This is a genomic window from Paenibacillus sp. J22P90, assembly GCF_059692195.1.
The window spans coordinates 1,037,719-1,054,886 of sequence record NZ_JCAUAY010000001.1; the positions used below are offsets into that span (position 1 = coordinate 1,037,719).

Below are 17,168 nucleotides of genomic sequence, written 5' to 3' on the forward strand. Positions count from 1 at the left end.
GTGAGCAATGAATAAAGCAAGGTTCAAGCTAGGTACCAAGTTACTGGTCATAGGAGCCATTCTTGTGCTGCTTTTTCCGGTTGGAAGCGGTCTGGTGTCTGCCTTAGAGGCAGAACTAGCGCCTGTGACGGTTGCCAATACTTTCATGGAAATCACCGTCAACAGAGAGTCCGGAAGATTCAGTGTCAATACGAAGCAAGGTTCTCCATTAAAAGGGGGCGATGACAACAAAGCGCTCCTGTTTAAGGACCGTCTGCCGGAGACTTCCTTTACGACGTTTCGGATCAACGGGAAGGATTATATTTTTGGAAATAATTACGGCTTTATGGGTTCGAATAGTAGTTTCACGTTCTCTCCTGCTAATCAAGGGTTGACGAATAAATCCATCTGGCGTGTGGAAGGGCTCGACATTACACAGACCTTAACGCTCGTCGATGATCCAACGAACCCGAATGCAGGCAATATGAAGGTTAGTTACCATGTGAAAAATACAACCAATCAGAATCAGAGTGTCGGTACTCGGATTTTGCTTGATACGATGCTCGGTTCGCAGGATGCGTCTCCGATTTCAGTAGCTGGCGGAAGTGAGTACATCCGCAATGAGAAGGTCATAACGGGACAGCTTCCGTATTACTGGAGTGCAACGGACAATCCGCTGAATCCCAAGGTGATGTCCTATGGTTTCATGCAAGGGTGGGGAAATAAAGCACCGAATCAGATGGTTATTGCCCACTGGAACGGTATTTCCCAAACCAAGTGGGATTACACCGTGAATCCGCTGCTTGATTTCACAAGCAAGCTCAATGCTTACGGCTCAGCCGACAGTGCGGTCGCTCTTTATTGGGACCCGGCCGGCCTAGCTCCTGGCGGAGAAGCAGTGTTCGAGACGTACTATGGGCTCGGAAGCTTTTTTACATCGAAAAAAGAAGCCACCTACAGGCTGCAAGTCGGCGCGCCGAAACAGCTGACATTAACGAACGATCGCAATGGCTATAATGAAGCGGAATTTGAGATTCGTGTCGATGTTGATAATAGCATTGACCGTTCGGTGAACATGGATGGCGTGCAAGTCACACTTGCACTACCGGCAGAGTTGGATCTTGCTTCCAGCGAGCTTATGACGAAAACGATCGGCAGTGTGAAGGTCGGCGAGACGAAAACCGTCACATGGCGGGTAAAACCCAAGGTGCAGCTTGCTTATAAAGCAGCCCCGTTCCAATTGATCGCGCAAGCGGCCGGCGGGGAGGAAAGTATACAAGCGTCTTATGTTATCCTTCCAGCGTTGACGGGTGAAATACCAAATATGCAGCTGATGGAGGTTTACCCTAAGAAGATCTATACACTGGATGATAATCCAGCTCTAACGTTGCAAGGGGCAGGCTTTGAAATATTGAAAGGCTCGTCAGGTTGGAACGTCGACGTTATTCGCGATCGTGATGGCGCAAGCGTGGCCGTTCCCCTTTCGGATGTATCGATTCAGGATGATAAGCAGATTGCGGCCAAACTTAATTTGAAAAGCGATCTCTGGAAGCAGCACAAGCTAGAGGTTGGCTCGTACACGGTGAGGTTGACTGCAGGCGGTAAAGTGTTTACGAAAAAATTCGAGTTTACGACAGACAAAATGTTTAAATCGAAAGATTACGGTATTCTACTCGTCGTCGGTAGTAACATGTTGCAAGAGGAGGGCCAGACGTATAATCTTGTTCCCGTGAAAAGCGAGACAGAGCTCGCAGATCTGAAAACGCAATATGAAAGCACCTGGGGCCGCGAAGTTTCCCTATTGGAATTCCGAGGTTCGATTCGTGCCAAGAACGGGGATAACGGGAAGGTCATTTACGAGGTAGATAAAGGAGCTACGATCAATTCCGTCATTCGTCATGATACAACGGACATGTTGACGGCTATTTTCGGCGAAGCTTCCCAGAAGATGACGATTCAGAAAAGTGACCCAGACAGCTCGCACGATGAAGCGTATATTAATTTGAAGGGAAATGGCGCACTTTCGATCCCAAATTTCAAATTTGCTTATGGGCCTTTCAGTGTTGAGCTGGAGGATGGCAAGAAGTACGCACTAGAAGCGGACGAAGAGAAAGATGAATCCAAGATTGAGATTGAGTGGGATGTTTTAAAAGGATTATCCGTCATCCAACGGCTCGCATGGTTTCAGCTGAACATTAAGAATGCCGTTATTGGTACGGAAAGTGTCTCTTTCGGTGGAAGGCTTGCTCTGGATTTTGAGCCCGGTCCTAAGAAAACGGAAGATGGCGATGGCTCAGCTAGTACCGGTAACGGTAACGGTAATTCTCAGAACCCGCCTACCAATCCACCCAATGACCAAGATTTAACAGAGAATACCGATGGCGAAGATGATGGTGCGGGATCGGTGTTGGTTTCCGTTGATTTGGATGAAGCTAAATTCGGGATTAGGCAAAATGCAGATGCATTCGGTCCCGCTGGTAAATTCGGCTTTCTGGGGCTGCGTGCCGAAGGAGAGGCAGGATTACCTCAAAATTTGGTTCCAGGTCTTGATCTCGGGCTCAATGGCATCGTACGGGTAGACACGTTCCAGAAGAAATATGAAGTGGAAGCGAACGTTCAATTTAAAGTAGTCGAGGTCAACGGACTGCTAACAATTCGATTGACGGACAGCAACTTCCCCATCGTTGATAATTTTCGTTTCGTCGTCGGTGGCGAACCAGGTATCCCGCTAATTCCGATCGCACCTGTCGCTTATATTACTAAAGGCGGAGGCGGCATTTACAACATTTACGATACGTTAATGGGCAATTATAATTTTTTACCTCCATTGAAGTTAGAGATGATTGGCGGTCTGAGTGTCGGCAAAGTGTTTACGGCGGATGATGCAACGGTAGGTTTATCAATGCGCGGTGTTGAGTTCTCCGGCGCTTTTGAAGTACTCGGTATTCCATTGTTTGAAGAGGTGTATGGTAGTGTACTGCTGAAAGACTCTTTGTCCCAGTTCGGCATTGAACTCAATGCAGGAGCTAAAATTAATATTTTGAACATTATCACTGGCGAAGTGTACGTGGTCTTCCGATACGATCCTGAGGAGCATGGCAAGCTCGGACCTGTTTATTTGGCTGGTGGAGGCAATGTGCAAGTGAAGCTTCCGCGTGGTCTAGTACTTGCTGCTGCAGAAGGCGAAATCAGCTCAGAAAAAATTGCAGGGAACGTGCAGTTCCTTGGGATTCCTTGGGGTTTTGAATATGAATGGGGAGACAAACGACCAGAGATCAGCCTTGGGAAGGTTAAGTTGCTAAAAAGCAGAAGCTTGGTTGCAGATGAACCGAGTAATGAGCCCTCAACTGGCGTGCAAGACAAGAAGAGCTTTATCGAGCAGACGTACTATGATGAATCAGGCAACGTCTCCGGCACAATGAGCTTTGGTACGAATATGAAATCTGTCGCCGCTTCAGGTCCAAGAAGTCATGTACAGCAGCCATCCCGCAGAATGTTAAGGTCGGCAGATCCGTTCGAATATGCGATTCCTGTTGCAGCTGGACAAGAAATGGCCCTGCTGGACATTACCTACTCTGGCGATCCTTCTGAGCTTCAGGTACAGGACCCGGACGGAAATAGCTATGAATTCGTTGCAGGCGTAAACTATGACATTCAGGAAATTCCTGCTGCGGAATCAGCTTCAGGAGAGCTTGAACAAAGTGTGCTCATTTCTGTGCAAAATCCAAAGAGCGGCACTTGGCGCCTCATCTCAGATCGTGAAGTGGAGTGGACACTGCAGAATGTGACAGTGCCTCCGACGTTGACAAGTGTTGATGTCCAGCAGACGGATTCTCACCATATGACGGTCAATTGGTCTGGTGACCATACAACGGATCAAAAAGTTTCGCTATTCCTTAGCACGAACAACGTAAACGATCCAGGCAGCTTGTTGATCGAAGACCTTGATGTATCTAGCGAATCAGCGGAAATTACGTTGCCGAATTCGATAGCAAGTGGAACCTATTATGTGAAGGCTGTGCTGTCACAAGGGAACACAAATCTAAGCAGTGCATACAGCAGTCAGTCCCTAAACGTTGTGAATCCGTTTCAACCAGTGAAACCAAGTCACGTTCAGCTGAATGCTGCTGGGAATGGCTTGTTCAAACTGACTTGGGACGAGCAGACGGCCGACGGGTACACCGTACAAGTGTTAAATGGGAATGGCGAGTCTATCCCAAGCTTAGGCGTGATAGAGCTGAGTGGCGACCTTCATGAGGCTATGATTGGCGGCACGGTGAGCAATGAATCGGGCCAAACCGTGGGCATGCTGCCCGGGTCTGCTTACCGAGTGTCGATGGGAGCTTATAAGCTCGTCGATGGTGTCAAAGTGTACAGTGAGCCGGCTGTAACGGCAGCGTTACTTCTGCCAGAGCCAAAGGAAGCGAACGTGAAGCTATCAGTTCTCCATAATGCCAACCATGAGCCTGTGTCGAATACGTTTACGCTGGATGGGACGACTACGTATCTGATGAACGAAGCTGACTTTCAGCTCCATATGCATGCGGATCAAATCGTATCCACGAAAGTCATTGTGAATAATACGGTTCACAAGGAGCTCGTTTCAGGAGCTGATTGGACCGAATCGATTGCTTTACAAGAGGGAGAAAACGTCATTCAATTGTTTTCCACCAATGCGCAAGGCGATATGACAGCTTCCAGTGTGCGTGTCATTTCCGATGTGACAGCGCCTGATTTGAAAGTAGAAAGTGCGCGTGTCGAGTCTGACCAGCATACTGCTCTTGTGAAAGGAGTGGCAGAGCCTGGCAGCAAGTTGACGATTAATGGTGAGACGGTGGCCGTTCAAGAGGGAGGTGCCTTCGAGGCATCGATTCCAGTCGAAGGCTACATCTCGAAACCCATCATGATCGTGGCCAAAGATATGGCCGGCAATGAAACAGTCCTACAAACAGAAGTACTAAATGCGCAAGTCACTTCATTAGCAAAAGTAGAGCTTCGTCCTGCTGCTGTAGCTCAGCTGGTAGATGGTGAGCTGCAAATTGCTGAGGGCAATGAGCAATCACTAGCATTGATTGGCACTGACAAAGAGGGAAGATCGTTCGAGCTTGACGCAAACAGTGTGAAATGGAGCGTGCTCCTCGGTGATTCAAACGGAAGTATTTCCGAGCAAGGGCAACTTCAAGCGGCGTATGAGGGAGATATGGTGATTAAAGCTTCCTATTCTGTGGCGGGCGATTTTGATTTTGAGGATACGCTTGCTGTAAATATTACCAAACCGCTGGGAGCGCCGGAGCCGCCTCCAATTGATTATGACAATTGGTATGTGCCTCCTGTGACGGTATCTCCTGACGATGATGGTGACGGGGATGATTCACCTAGCCCAGTCGAAGATACGCTGCAACAAATTCTAAAAAGGTTGATTGAGCTGGAGCAAGGCATTGATTTCGTAACTTCTGTTAAGCTTGAACCTAATCATGAACGTGTTGTTGCTATTCGTGATCGTGCGGTGATTCGTATACCGGCACAGCCGTTGCGAGAAAGCGTTGGGCTTGGTGTTGGAGCCGTACGAGCTCCGAAGAAGTATGAAATAGGCGGCTTGAAGGTTATCGGTGACATTTACGAGTTCAAGTTTGATAAACCTACAAAGCTTCAAACCCCTGCGGAGCTCACAGTTCGCTATCCAATGGCAGAGCTTCAAGATCCGCAGCGAGCTGCGATCTATTATTACAATGAACAAATTCATAAATGGGAATACATCGGAGGTTCCATCAATCCGCTAGCAGGCACTATTACGGCTACATTGCCGCATTTCAGTAAATTCGCCTTGCTATATAATGGCGATTTGCCCATGTTCACGGATATGATCAATCGCTGGTCGCATGATCAGGTGTATCGCTTGGCGTCAATTGGCGCGATCAATGGTGTTCCAGCCGGTGACGGCTTGGCGTTTGAGCCTACGCGGGCCATTACACGGCAAGAATTTGCCAAAATTGCCGTCGGCGTCCATGCTGGTTCAGCTGCAACGCCTACGGATGAGCTTTCCGCCGACTTTGCGGATCGTGAACAAGTAGCTGCGTGGGCGAAGCCTTATGTCACAACGGCTATCGAGCAGCAATGGATCGGCGGTACCCTGCGAGATGAGAAGCTGTATTTGGATCCAACGGTTCCGATCTCGAGAGCTGAAGCTATTGCGATCATCGGACGGATGATCAGTTCACAAGCTGCCGAGGAGCCGGCGTCAGAGCTTGAGCATTCATTTAAGGATTCTAGCGCTATTCCTGACTGGGCTATGCCTTATGTAACGAAGCTAGTGAAGCTTGGCGTCATCAGTGGTTACCCAGACGGAACGCTTCGGCCGGACGCACAGATTACTAGAGAAGAAGCAGCAACCATGATAAGTAAAATGCTGGATGTGAAATAAGTAGGATAAAGAGCATTTCCTTCAACAAGGAGATGCTCTTTTTTTACATGTACTTCTTTTCAATAAAACTACAGATTCCTTCAATTCTAAACCATTCACTTCGCTTATCGCGGCTGGTACATTAAGATTAAACTACTTGCCAGATTCGGCCTGAAAGGGTAGGGATATGTGATGTCGATAACGACCGATCGATGGATTGAAGTAGATTTAAGCTGGTTTCAGCCCAGTTCAATAGAGGATCAAGCAGCTGCATTTATGGATCGCGTGAATCCAATCTATAACGGCATTAGTGGCGAAAAGGGGATCATTCTCAATTGCGGTTGGGTGATTGATCTTGTGACGGAATGGACAGGTCGTCCAGAGCAGCCTCTTCCATTTCGCAGCCAATTGATGAAAGCGTGGTCAAGCCAATCCTATCTCGATTTGCAAAAGTTAATTGCAGCACTTCGCCACTCTGCTTTGGAACGCGGACTTTCAGATTTCCATATTGGCGTTCTCTTTGTCGCATGGGGACAGTTCGTTATTCACGGAGATCTGTATGATATTGAAAGCAGTTGGTTTGAACGGCATGGTGAGATGTATGCCGATCATGAATCACCGCAGCCCAATCTCCTGCCTGGAGTTCCGCTAAAAGGAGATAGATATCCTTACGCTACACGTCCTGATGGCTTGGTTGAAGGAGAGTCATTTGCCGTCTTTTTAGGTGATCAGTGGGGGAGCCTATCGCGGTTTCTAGGACTTACGGCGATTCACCTGCGTGACCAATTTATTGGGGCGATGGTGTACAACCGCAAGGGGCCATATGGAGTAACAGGGCCAAGTGATCCGCAGCAGGTGATTCGATATTCGGAGGATTTTATCAAGATTTTCAGGGAAGTGAAGCGTGGGAATCCAAATGCGCTACTGATGGGGTATTCCTCAGCCATCAGCGCTGTTGCGGAGTGGCGTGTAGGTTGTGTGGATTTGGAATCGTTAGTAAGTGACGGCGCGATCGATATTTGGATTGATCAAACGTGGGGCGGTGCCTGGCAGGATTGGTGGGGGCTCGAATGCTTGGGATGGACGTTTCAACTTGCGAATTTACTTACCCATCGCGCGGTGATCGAAGGCGGAAACAGGAAGCGGCCTACTCCATGCAAGCACTATCACCTGATCGAAACTTGGGATGCGTGGGAGCCTTGGGATACGCTGCATCAAGTGCCAGAGAAGCTGCGTTGGGCGATTTGGGCATTTTCACATGCAGCTGTCCAGACACCTGATGGCATTCGGGTTCCTGATGGCTCCTATATGTCATGGGCGAATAATAGAGAAGCAAATTTGCTGAGTGAAAAGGACATCCAATTTATAGTTACTCAGCTAAATGCGGCACAAAGAAGCGCTTCTCGTTTAGAGCATGTGTATGGCCCAACACTCGTCTATAACCGCAAAATGATGGAATGGTTGTCTGCCACACAAACGGACAGTAACTGCAGCGAATGGATTGACGATCAGGCCGCCATGTTGATGAAATGGGGAGTTCCGTGCCTCAGCGCATCCCGTATGGAATGGCTTGGGGACATCACGGAACCTGAAGCATGCTTGCTGCAGGTACCAGGTCAGTTGTCTCCTGAGGAGAAGGGACACCTTGGCAAATGGAATGAAGAGGGGGTTCCCCTTGTCGTGATTGGCAGAGCCGACCAAATTGACCCGGACATCCTCCAGTTTGCCGGCGTATCCTTGAAAGATTCCCTTGCGAAGCGAGGCTTTTATAAGGGAAACCATCGTGTTAGACATGAAGAGGATATGGCTTCTGCTGGTACGATCCATCTTCCTGCTTTTCAACCTGTTCAAGTGGCAAATGGAAACGTGATTTACGAAACAGATCAAACGCCGATCGTGGTGAAGAGCCATGCTCATCATGCGATATATTGGCAACCGCAAGATTTGCGAGAGCCCGATAAAACGCATTTATCGCAGCATCAACTGGGGGATCTATCGCCATACGCCGTAGTAAGCCGACTTCTAATCGAAGCGTCTACCGAACGGCAATTATCGCATGTCCGGTCACCACAGTTTGCGCAGCCGTATACCGTTCATTTTTGGAGGAGCAATGGCGTCGTCCATATCCTGCTTGGCAATCTAGAAACCGGCATTATCGGGGATTCCCGCACGCCAAGAACCGCCGATCTGCGAGTGAATAGAGCACATTTTGGTTTAGAAGAAGGTCAGTATCACCTGTTAAATATCGATGATGATCAGATTATTCTGCCATCTGCTGAAGTCGCTGGTTACCTACATTTTAAAGTGGAAATTGGCGCCGAAGCATCGAAGATTTTTATCATTACCCAACAATGGAGTCATCGTTATTTAAAATTGAAGTCTTAATCACTTTTCATAAGTGGTTAAGGCTTTATTTTTTTTAAGAGTCTTCCATATTTATTAGCAATTTATTAAGGCAGAACACAGTAAAACTCACATAAGTTAAATAAAAAATCTAACATTTGCATTATAAGATTACATTATATTTCCTGAAATTAAGCTGAAGAAAGCAGTGTGATTATAGATGCGGATTATCCATATTAACGAATATGAAGAACAGAAAATGACACTCGCAGAGCCTGTTTACGATAACTTTGGCAGGGTACTTCTGGCAGAGGGAAGGACCATTCATCCGACGATTATTAATAGACTACGATCAATGGGGATTCGCATGCTCGTGATCGAAGACGAATTATCTGCTGGCATTTCATTAGACGATTTAATGGATATGCCGACTTGGATGGACTTGGTGCAGGGCGTGCAGAACTGTTTCAAGCATACGCAACTAAAAAAGGATATTGAGCCAAGGCCCATATTTCAGATAGCAGGCAAATTGTTGGATGAGTTGTCCAATAATCATATATTACTTCCTATCCCTGCAGCTACGGTAGCAGAAGAACTTACACCTTTTGCACATGCTGTTAACGTTACGATCTGGTCACTTCTCATTGGCAAAGCGATGGGTTACACAGCCTTGCAGCTTCGCGATCTAGCCGTAGGGTGTTTGCTCCATGATTTTGGAAAAGCGATCCAACCGAATTATGCCCAACATCCGGAAGCTGGCTTCCAGTTGATGAAGAAACATCGGGAGATCAATTTGATGTCGGCGCATGTGGCCTTCCAGCATCATGAATTACGCGACGGATCGGGCTTTCCTAGAGGGATTCAAGGGGAAGCTTTTCTGGAGATGGCGCAAATTTGCGGGCTTGCCAATCAGTATCAAAATAAGCTATCTGAAATGAGCATACCTCCGCATGAAATCGTGGAATTGTTTATGTCGTTATCGGATAAATCGTATTCACATAGCGTCATTCAAGCCTTCGTACTAGCAGTCCCTGCCTATATGCCCGGTGTTCGAGTTCGGATGAAAGATGGTCAATCCGCGATTGTAACGGCAATTACCACACATATGCAACGGCCGATTATTCGATATGAAGCTACCCAAGAGTTGCTAAATTTAGCTGAGCATCACTCGGTTTTAATTGAGAGTGTGATAGTAGCTGCCCAGCCATCATAACAAAAGCATGCAGCATCAATTAATGATCAATTGATGCTGCATGCTTTTTGTCATTTAAAACGGAAATACACGAGGCTCCCTTTGAACGGAGACCCACTTGCTCGTCGTAAATTCTTCGAAACCGAGCTCACCGCCGTAATGGCCGATGCCCGAGGATTTCTCGCCGCCGAACGGTGCGTTCATGTCCATGTTGATGGTCGTGTCATTCACATGGGTCATGCCGCTTTCGATGGAACGAGCGAAGTTCATGCCTTTGTCGAGGTTATTCGTGAACACTGCACTGGATAAACCGTATTCGGTATCGTTAGCCCAAGTGAGCGCTTCTTCTTCCGTGTCGAACGGAATAATGGAAGCGATCGGGCCAAAAATCTCGGTTTGCGCCAACTTGGAATCCGGCTTAACGTCGGCGAATACGAATGGCGTGACAATGTTGCCAATTCGCTGTCCTTCCAAGACGAGACGGGCGCCTTCTTGTTTAGCGAGCTCGGCGAGACCAAGTACTTTCTCGATTTGCTTTTCGTTAATAAGGGGGCCAACGATGACCTTAGGATCAGACGGGTCGCCGTAAGGCACTTGTTGTAATCGCTCAGCCAAGCGTGTAACGAACTCTTCGTAATGTTTACGATGTACGAAGAAGCGATTCGTACAGACACATACTTGTCCTGAGTTCAGTAATTTGCTGAATACAGCAGCGTTAATGGCTTGATCTAAATCAGCATCCTCAAGCACAACGAACGGATTGTTGCCGCCGAGCTCGAGCGAGGCGCGCTTGAGATGTTTGCCGCAAAGCTCGCCGATATGGCGGCCCACACCGGTGGAACCTGTAAACGAGATAATGCGCGGTACAGGGTGTTCGATCATGTAATCGCCAACTTCTGCGATGTCGTAGCCGACAACATTGAGAACACCTTTCGGAAGCCCCGCTTGCTCGAAAATATCGGCCACAATAGGACCACCTGTGATGTAGGTTTGCGAGTCTGGTTTTAAGACGACAGCATCACCCGCGGCGATGGCTGGCGCGACAACTCGCATGGCCATATACAAAGGGAAGTTAAATGCATTGATGGTTCCGATGACACCAACTGGGAAACGATAAACATGATTTTCCTTCCCAGGCAGGGGGGAAGGAAACACATGGGGGACATACATCGCGTCGACGTAATTGATGGCAGCCATTATAGAGCCGACAGAAGCCATGAATTCGGCTACTGACTTGGTAACAGAGCTTCCGGATTCCTTCACCATCATGCTGACAATCTCATCTTTTCTTTCTTGCAGCAGTTGTGTGGCGCGTTTAAGCACATTCTTGCGTTCTTCTGCAGTGGATTTTGCCCACAGTTTCTGTGCTTGCTTGGCAGACGAGTAAGCTTCATCAATGTCATCACGATTGGCAAGTTTGATGCGTGTAACGACTTCGTTATTATATGGATTCAAGCTTTCATATATGGTTTCGCTGGAACCGTCGCGCCAAACGCCGTTTATATATTGTTTATTATATTTATCAGACATAATCCTGGGAGAACCCCCTTGTTAGTATTTGGTGATGACCGTTACGCCAACACCAGCATAGTTGCTCATTTCTTGGAACGCAGTGTTAATATCGTCAAGTGCGATTTCTTTCGTAACCAGCTTGCCTGGTGCCAATTTGCCGCTTTCCACCATTTGGAGCATTTCGCGGTACTCTGGAACAGGCATACCAGCTGAACCGACAAGTGTAAGCTCTTTGAGCAGCAATAAATTTACCGGAACAGGCGTCATTCCGCCTTGCGGGTTGTTGCTTACGCCAAGCTGAAGGTGACGGCCGCGTTTACCTAAGCTCATGATCGAGTTGACGAATGTGTCTTGGATGCCAAGGGCTTCGATCGATAGGTTGGCACCGCCTTTGGTAATTTCCATGATCGCTTTCTGTGCGTTCACTTCTTTGCTGTTCACCGTCGCAACGGCTCCCATTTGCTTAGCGAATTGGAGCTTATCATCGGCGATATCCACCGCAATGACATTCGCGCCTGCTGCGGTCGCGATTTGGATGGCGGATAAGCCAACGCCGCCGGAGCCAAATACGGCTACCCATTCGCCCGGACGTACTTGGCCACGAGCAACAACGCCGTGGAAAGCGGTCATGAACCGGCAGCCCATAGCGCTTGCGGTAAGGAAATCGATGCTTTCTGGCAGGTGGAGCAGGTTCAAATCCGCGTTGGGAATGTGGATGTATTCTGCGAAGCCGCCGTCAAAATGAAAGCCGACCATTTTCAAATTGTCACACAGGTTGTGGTGCCCTGATTGGCAATGCGGGCATATGCCGTCGCCTTGATTAAATGGCACGATGACGCGGTCGCCTTTTTTGAAATTGCGAATATTTGAACCGACTTCTTGCACAATGCCGCTCATTTCGTGACCGAGGATATGTGGGAAAGTTTTAATAGCGCTAAGCCCTCCATGCCACCCGTGCAAATCACTTCGGCAAATGCCTGTCGCTTCCAATTTTAAAATAACGCCGTCCGGTGTTAGTGTCGGATCAGCGACTTGTTTGACAACCAAAGGTTCGTTAAATGCTTCTAGTACTGCTGCTTTCATAAGGATCATCTCCTAAGTTGGTGTTGTTTGGACTTCGTCCTCATTATAGAAATACAAATTGATAATGTATAATACATAATAAATTATGAGTTTATAGCTTTTGGTCTATATAAAAAGGAGGTACATGTATGGAACTGCTTCAACTTCACTATTTTCAGACGGTTGCCAGATTAGAACATATGACCAAAGCCGCAGAGGTACTCAAAATCGCACAGCCCTCGCTCAGTAAAACGATTTCCAGATTGGAAGAGGATCTCGGCGCGCCGCTTTTCAATCGGCAAGGACGTAATATCCGGTTAAATCAATTCGGAAAAGTGTTTCTTACCCGGGTGGACAGAATTTTTCGGGAATTAGAAGAAGGCAAAAGAGAAATTCGAGATATGGCGGGTTTGGAGCGAGGGAGTATCACGCTAGCAGCATCGCTTACGAGCATCCTGCCTGAGTTGCTTGGGGATTTTTTGCAGCTGTATCCGAATGTGCATGTTCGGCAATTACTGGAACCAACCGCGGCTATCAAGCGCATGTTAGAAGACGGGGAGATCGATCTAAGCATCACGACCGCACCAGTTGAGGGAGCGGATATGGCGTGGACACCGTTGAGAACTGAAGAATTTTATGTTGTCGTACCTGATAACCATCCGCTGGCAGGCAGAGAAAGTGTCTCTTTGATTGAGCTGAAGGACGAAACGTTCATCGGGTTGCGAACGGGGTATTGGTTTCGCAACTTGACGGACAACTTGTGTAAGCAAGCTGGTTTTACACCAAATACGATGCTTGAAGTGGATGAGTCAGATGCATCTGTGTTGTTATTGAGAAAAGGGCTAGGTATCATGTTCGCACCTGAGCTGGCCTGGCAAAAACGAGCACATTTTTTGCCCCATCGATTGCGGATTACCGACTCCGGCTGTGTAGTCACAACAGGAATTGCTTGGTCAAGGAAGCATTATTTATCCCTCGCGGCAGAGCGGTTCCGCCAATTCGTTATCGCCTATTTCAGGAATATCGAGGCGCAATAGGCATAGAAAGCGAGTAGCTACGCATAATAAGTCTGTAAATCTGGACGTGCGTGGCTGTGTAAAAGTTAACGTTGACGTTAACGTTCATTCGGATTATGATAATCACATCGAGAGGCAAACTATTTTGATGGGAGTGTTCAAATGGATAAATTCAAAATTGATGATGTTGCTAAAGAGAGTGGATTAACTAAGCGTACGATCCGTTACTACGAGGAAATCGGTGTATTATTCCCTCCAGAACGTAGTGAAGGAGGCATGCGCTTATACACCCGCAAACATATCGAAAGATTGAACCAAATCGTGAATGCCCGTGATGTGCTGGGCTTTTCACTCACGGAAATCCAAGATTTCGTGGCCATTCGAGAGAAAATGGACGAACAGAAGCAAGTGTATTGGAAAACCGAGGCAGCAGAAGAGAAGCTGCGGCAGCTGCATGAAATGAAGGTCATGGTCGACCAACAGATGGCGATGGTAGATCAGAAACTCAACAAAATGGCGGAATTCCGCAAGGAAATTGAATACATGCAAAAACGAATTAATGATGGAATTACTAAAATGACAACATAAAAGGAGTCTTCTGGAACATGCAACCAACAGCTACGAGTAAGGCCAATACGGCCGCACAGCATCAGAATGTACAGAAAGTTAGTATGTTTAGTCAACCGAAAGCGGTATGGGCGGTCGTTTTCGCTAGTATTATCGCTTTCATGGGTCTAGGTCTTGTAGATCCGATCTTGCCTGCTATCGCTAAAAAACTACATGCATCACATAGCGATGTCACCTTGCTATTCACGAGCTATAACGCAGTTATGGCTATCGCGATGTTAATCACGGGCGTCGTTTCGTCTCGTCTCGGCATCAAAAAAACACTGCTCACAGGTATTATTATCATTGCTCTCTTCTCTGCTTTAGGTGGGATGTCCAATGGTATCTGGAGTCTGGTTTGGTTGCGTGGAGGTTGGGGACTTGGAAACGCGCTATTCGTCGCAACGGCATTGTCCGCAATCGTATCCTTATCCAAGACAGGAGTAGCACGTTCCATCATTTTGTTCGAAGTAGCCGTCGGTCTTGGGATCTCCGTTGGCCCTTTATTAGGAGGGGAACTTGGTGCTATCTCCTGGAGAGGTCCATTCTTCGGCGTAGCCGGTCTCATGGTCATTGCCTTCTTTATGATTTTGTTTATTATGCCCAAACCGCAAACAACAATTCGTAAATCCAAAGCTTCATTAGCGGATCCGTTCCGCGCTTTGAAATTCAAAGCCCTTCGTACATTCGGAATTGCAGCGTTTCTGTATAACTTTGGCTTTTTCACCTTACTTGTATATGCTGCATTAGTCTTAGGCAAGCTAGGATTAGATGAGCATCAACTTGGGTATGTTTTCTTAGGCTGGGGACTTATGCTTGCCTTTACATCTGTCTTTACAGCGCCAAAGCTGCAGAAACGTTTTGGTACCGTGTCGTCGATGTGCGTGCAATTACTTTTATTCGCGGTAACCTTATTTGTTATGGCGAACTGGACGACGGACAAAACTGTTATTATTATCTGCGTTATCGTTGCCGGAGCTTTTCTTGGCAATAACAATACGTTGATCACGACTGCGGTTATGAATGCTGCGCCTGTAGAACGGCCAACTGCTTCAGCCGCTTACAGCTTCTTGCGTTTCATCGGAGGGGCAATCGCTCCGTTCCTGGCAGGTAAGCTGGCGGAGTGGTTTAATCCGCAAATGCCGTTTATCGTCGGCGGTGCGTGTGTAGTTGTGGCTGTCATCTATTTATGGATGAATCGCAAGCATTTGAAACATGTGGATGAGGTTGAGAGTGCGCATTAAAGTTTAAATATAGGGGAGTCCGCTATTCAGCGCGGCTCCTTTTTTGTTGTTTTGGAACATTTTCATAAAAGGACAAGCAAAAAGTTCAGGAATGTGATGAAAGTGGCTAATCCGAATGACCAATTAGTTCATAGAACTTGTAATTATTCACTATGAACCTGCCTCTAAAACCGATAGCATTAACCTCAGATAGCCCAAGAGGAGGTGAGCTTAAGGAAGACATGAATCAAGTAGATGGCATGCCGAAAACGAATCACCGCTTGTCCCACATTAGGACGAAAGGATGAGAGCCGTGTACGTAAATTCAATTGGAAACACAAGAAAATTACTGATTATCGGTTTAATCATTGCATTATTCGTGTCCTTGTTTCTAACTACACAAAAGGCAGAAGCAGCAAGTGTTACCATCCCGAGTAATGGCGTTCAAATAAAAGATAGTGCAGGTAATCTCTTGCAAGCACATGGCGGAGGCATCATTAAAGTAGGCTCGTATTACTACTGGTTCGGCGAGAACAGAAGCGGTGATAATCTAGTCGCATGCTACCGCTCAACGGATCTTAAAACATGGGAGTTCCGCAATAATGTACTCAAACATTCGTCAGCTCCTGAGTTAGCAACTGCGAATATTGAGCGGCCTAAAGTTATTTACAATGCTTCTACAGGTCAATTCGTCATGTGGATGCATAAAGAGAATGGCGTTGATTACAGTGAAGCAAGAGCTGCAGTAGCCTATTCCTCCACGGTGGATGGCAACTACACTTGGCAAGGAAGCTTCCAGCCGCAAGGTCAGTATATGTCTCGAGATGATACCTTGTTTGTGGATGACGATGGTTCAGCCTACTTCATTTCTTCTGCAAGAGAGAACTTAGATACGCATATCTACAAGCTTTCTTCGGATTATCGATCCATTGCGTCCTTGGTTCAGAAGGTATGGGTGGGAGCTCAACGGGAAGCGGCAGCGATGTTTAAAAGAAATGGCGTCTACTTCCTCGTGACATCCGGAGCAACCGGCTGGGCGCCGAATCAAATGAAGTATGGGACGGCAACGAGCATTGCAGGCACATGGAGCGCATTGAGCAATGTCGGAGACGGTACGTCCTTTGATTCACAGCCAGCGTACATTCTCCCTGTTCAAGGCACATCGACCACATCGTATCTCTACATCGGGGATCGTTGGGCTGGTGCGTGGGGAGGCATCGTGAATGACTCGAGGTACGTATTCCTGCCGATCTCGTTCCCTTCGAATACGTCCATGAGTCTAACCTATTATGATAAAATAACGATCGATACAGCGACTGGCACCGTTTCCGGATCCAATTACAGTTTTAACACCACAACGAATTATAAGATTCTCAACCGAAATAGCAACAAGTCACTGGCTGTTAGTGGAACGGATAAAAATCTCAGTGCAGCGCCAATCCAGCAATTTACGGATACGACGGCGCTTTACCAAAGATGGCAGCTCGTGAAAAAAGCCAACGGCTACTACAGCATCATCAATAAACAAAGCGGCAAATACATGGATATCAACGGTCAATCCACGGCAGATGGCGCCACGAACATTCAATATGCAAGCAATGGCGGGAAAAATCAAGAATGGCTGCTGGTTGATCTCGGAAATGGCTATTATGCCATCGAGAATCGCAATAGCCGTAAGTTTATGGACATCAGTGGAAGCTCTACAGCGGATGGCGGTCAGAACATTCAATATACGTGGAATGGCGGTAATAATCAGCAGTGGACGATTAACTAAATCGGAACGTGAAGCGAGGCAGGGAGCGATCTCTGGCCTCGTTTTTAATTTTTCATCAAGC

General features: G+C 47.3%; 9 protein-coding genes. 7 read left to right on the forward strand and 2 right to left on the reverse strand.

The genetic code is table 11. From position 1 onward, the window contains the following. Positions 1–7 precede the first annotated feature (7 nt). The 3 genes from AC58UX_RS03670 to AC58UX_RS03680 all read left to right on the forward strand — a co-directional run bounded on the left by AC58UX_RS03670 (position 8) and on the right by AC58UX_RS03680 (position 9,935). Positions 8–6,400, forward strand: coding sequence for an S-layer homology domain-containing protein (locus AC58UX_RS03670; protein WP_497249733.1), 6,393 nt, complete (start codon positions 8–10; stop codon positions 6,398–6,400). Between the two features lie 171 nt (positions 6,401–6,571). Continuing rightward, positions 6,572–8,764, forward strand: a complete 2,193-nt coding sequence (locus AC58UX_RS03675; RefSeq protein WP_497249734.1) for a hypothetical protein — start codon at positions 6,572–6,574, stop codon at positions 8,762–8,764. Between the two features lie 178 nt (positions 8,765–8,942). After that, on the forward strand, positions 8,943–9,935 hold the full coding sequence (locus AC58UX_RS03680; RefSeq protein WP_497249735.1) for an HD-GYP domain-containing protein: 993 nt from the start codon (positions 8,943–8,945) through the stop codon (positions 9,933–9,935). Between the two features lie 54 nt (positions 9,936–9,989). Here the strand turns inward: AC58UX_RS03680 and AC58UX_RS03685 are convergent, their stop codons facing one another. Together AC58UX_RS03685 and AC58UX_RS03690 are read right to left on the reverse strand one after the other, a co-directional pair. Next, on the reverse strand, positions 9,990–11,444 hold the full coding sequence (locus AC58UX_RS03685) for an aldehyde dehydrogenase family protein (protein ID WP_497249736.1): 1,455 nt from the start codon (positions 11,442–11,444) through the stop codon (positions 9,990–9,992). Positions 11,445–11,465: 21 nt separating this feature from the next. After that, positions 11,466–12,509: a zinc-dependent alcohol dehydrogenase family protein gene (locus tag AC58UX_RS03690; protein ID WP_497249737.1), complete on the reverse strand. Its 1,044-nt coding sequence runs from the start codon at positions 12,507–12,509 to the stop codon at positions 11,466–11,468. A gap of 128 nt (positions 12,510–12,637) precedes the next feature. Here AC58UX_RS03690 and AC58UX_RS03695 point away from each other — a divergent pair, with 128 nt between their 5' ends. The 4 genes from AC58UX_RS03695 to AC58UX_RS03710 all read left to right on the forward strand — a co-directional run bounded on the left by AC58UX_RS03695 (position 12,638) and on the right by AC58UX_RS03710 (position 17,107). Continuing rightward, positions 12,638–13,525: a LysR family transcriptional regulator gene (locus AC58UX_RS03695; protein ID WP_497249738.1), complete on the forward strand. Its 888-nt coding sequence runs from the start codon at positions 12,638–12,640 to the stop codon at positions 13,523–13,525. A gap of 141 nt (positions 13,526–13,666) precedes the next feature. Next, positions 13,667–14,092, forward strand: a complete 426-nt coding sequence (locus AC58UX_RS03700) for a MerR family transcriptional regulator (protein WP_497249739.1) — start codon at positions 13,667–13,669, stop codon at positions 14,090–14,092. Positions 14,093–14,109: 17 nt separating this feature from the next. Continuing rightward, positions 14,110–15,354, forward strand: a complete 1,245-nt coding sequence (locus AC58UX_RS03705; protein WP_497249740.1) for an MFS transporter — start codon at positions 14,110–14,112, stop codon at positions 15,352–15,354. Between the two features lie 292 nt (positions 15,355–15,646). Beyond that, on the forward strand, positions 15,647–17,107 hold the full coding sequence (locus AC58UX_RS03710) for an RICIN domain-containing protein (RefSeq protein ID WP_497249741.1): 1,461 nt from the start codon (positions 15,647–15,649) through the stop codon (positions 17,105–17,107). Positions 17,108–17,168 lie beyond the last annotated feature (61 nt).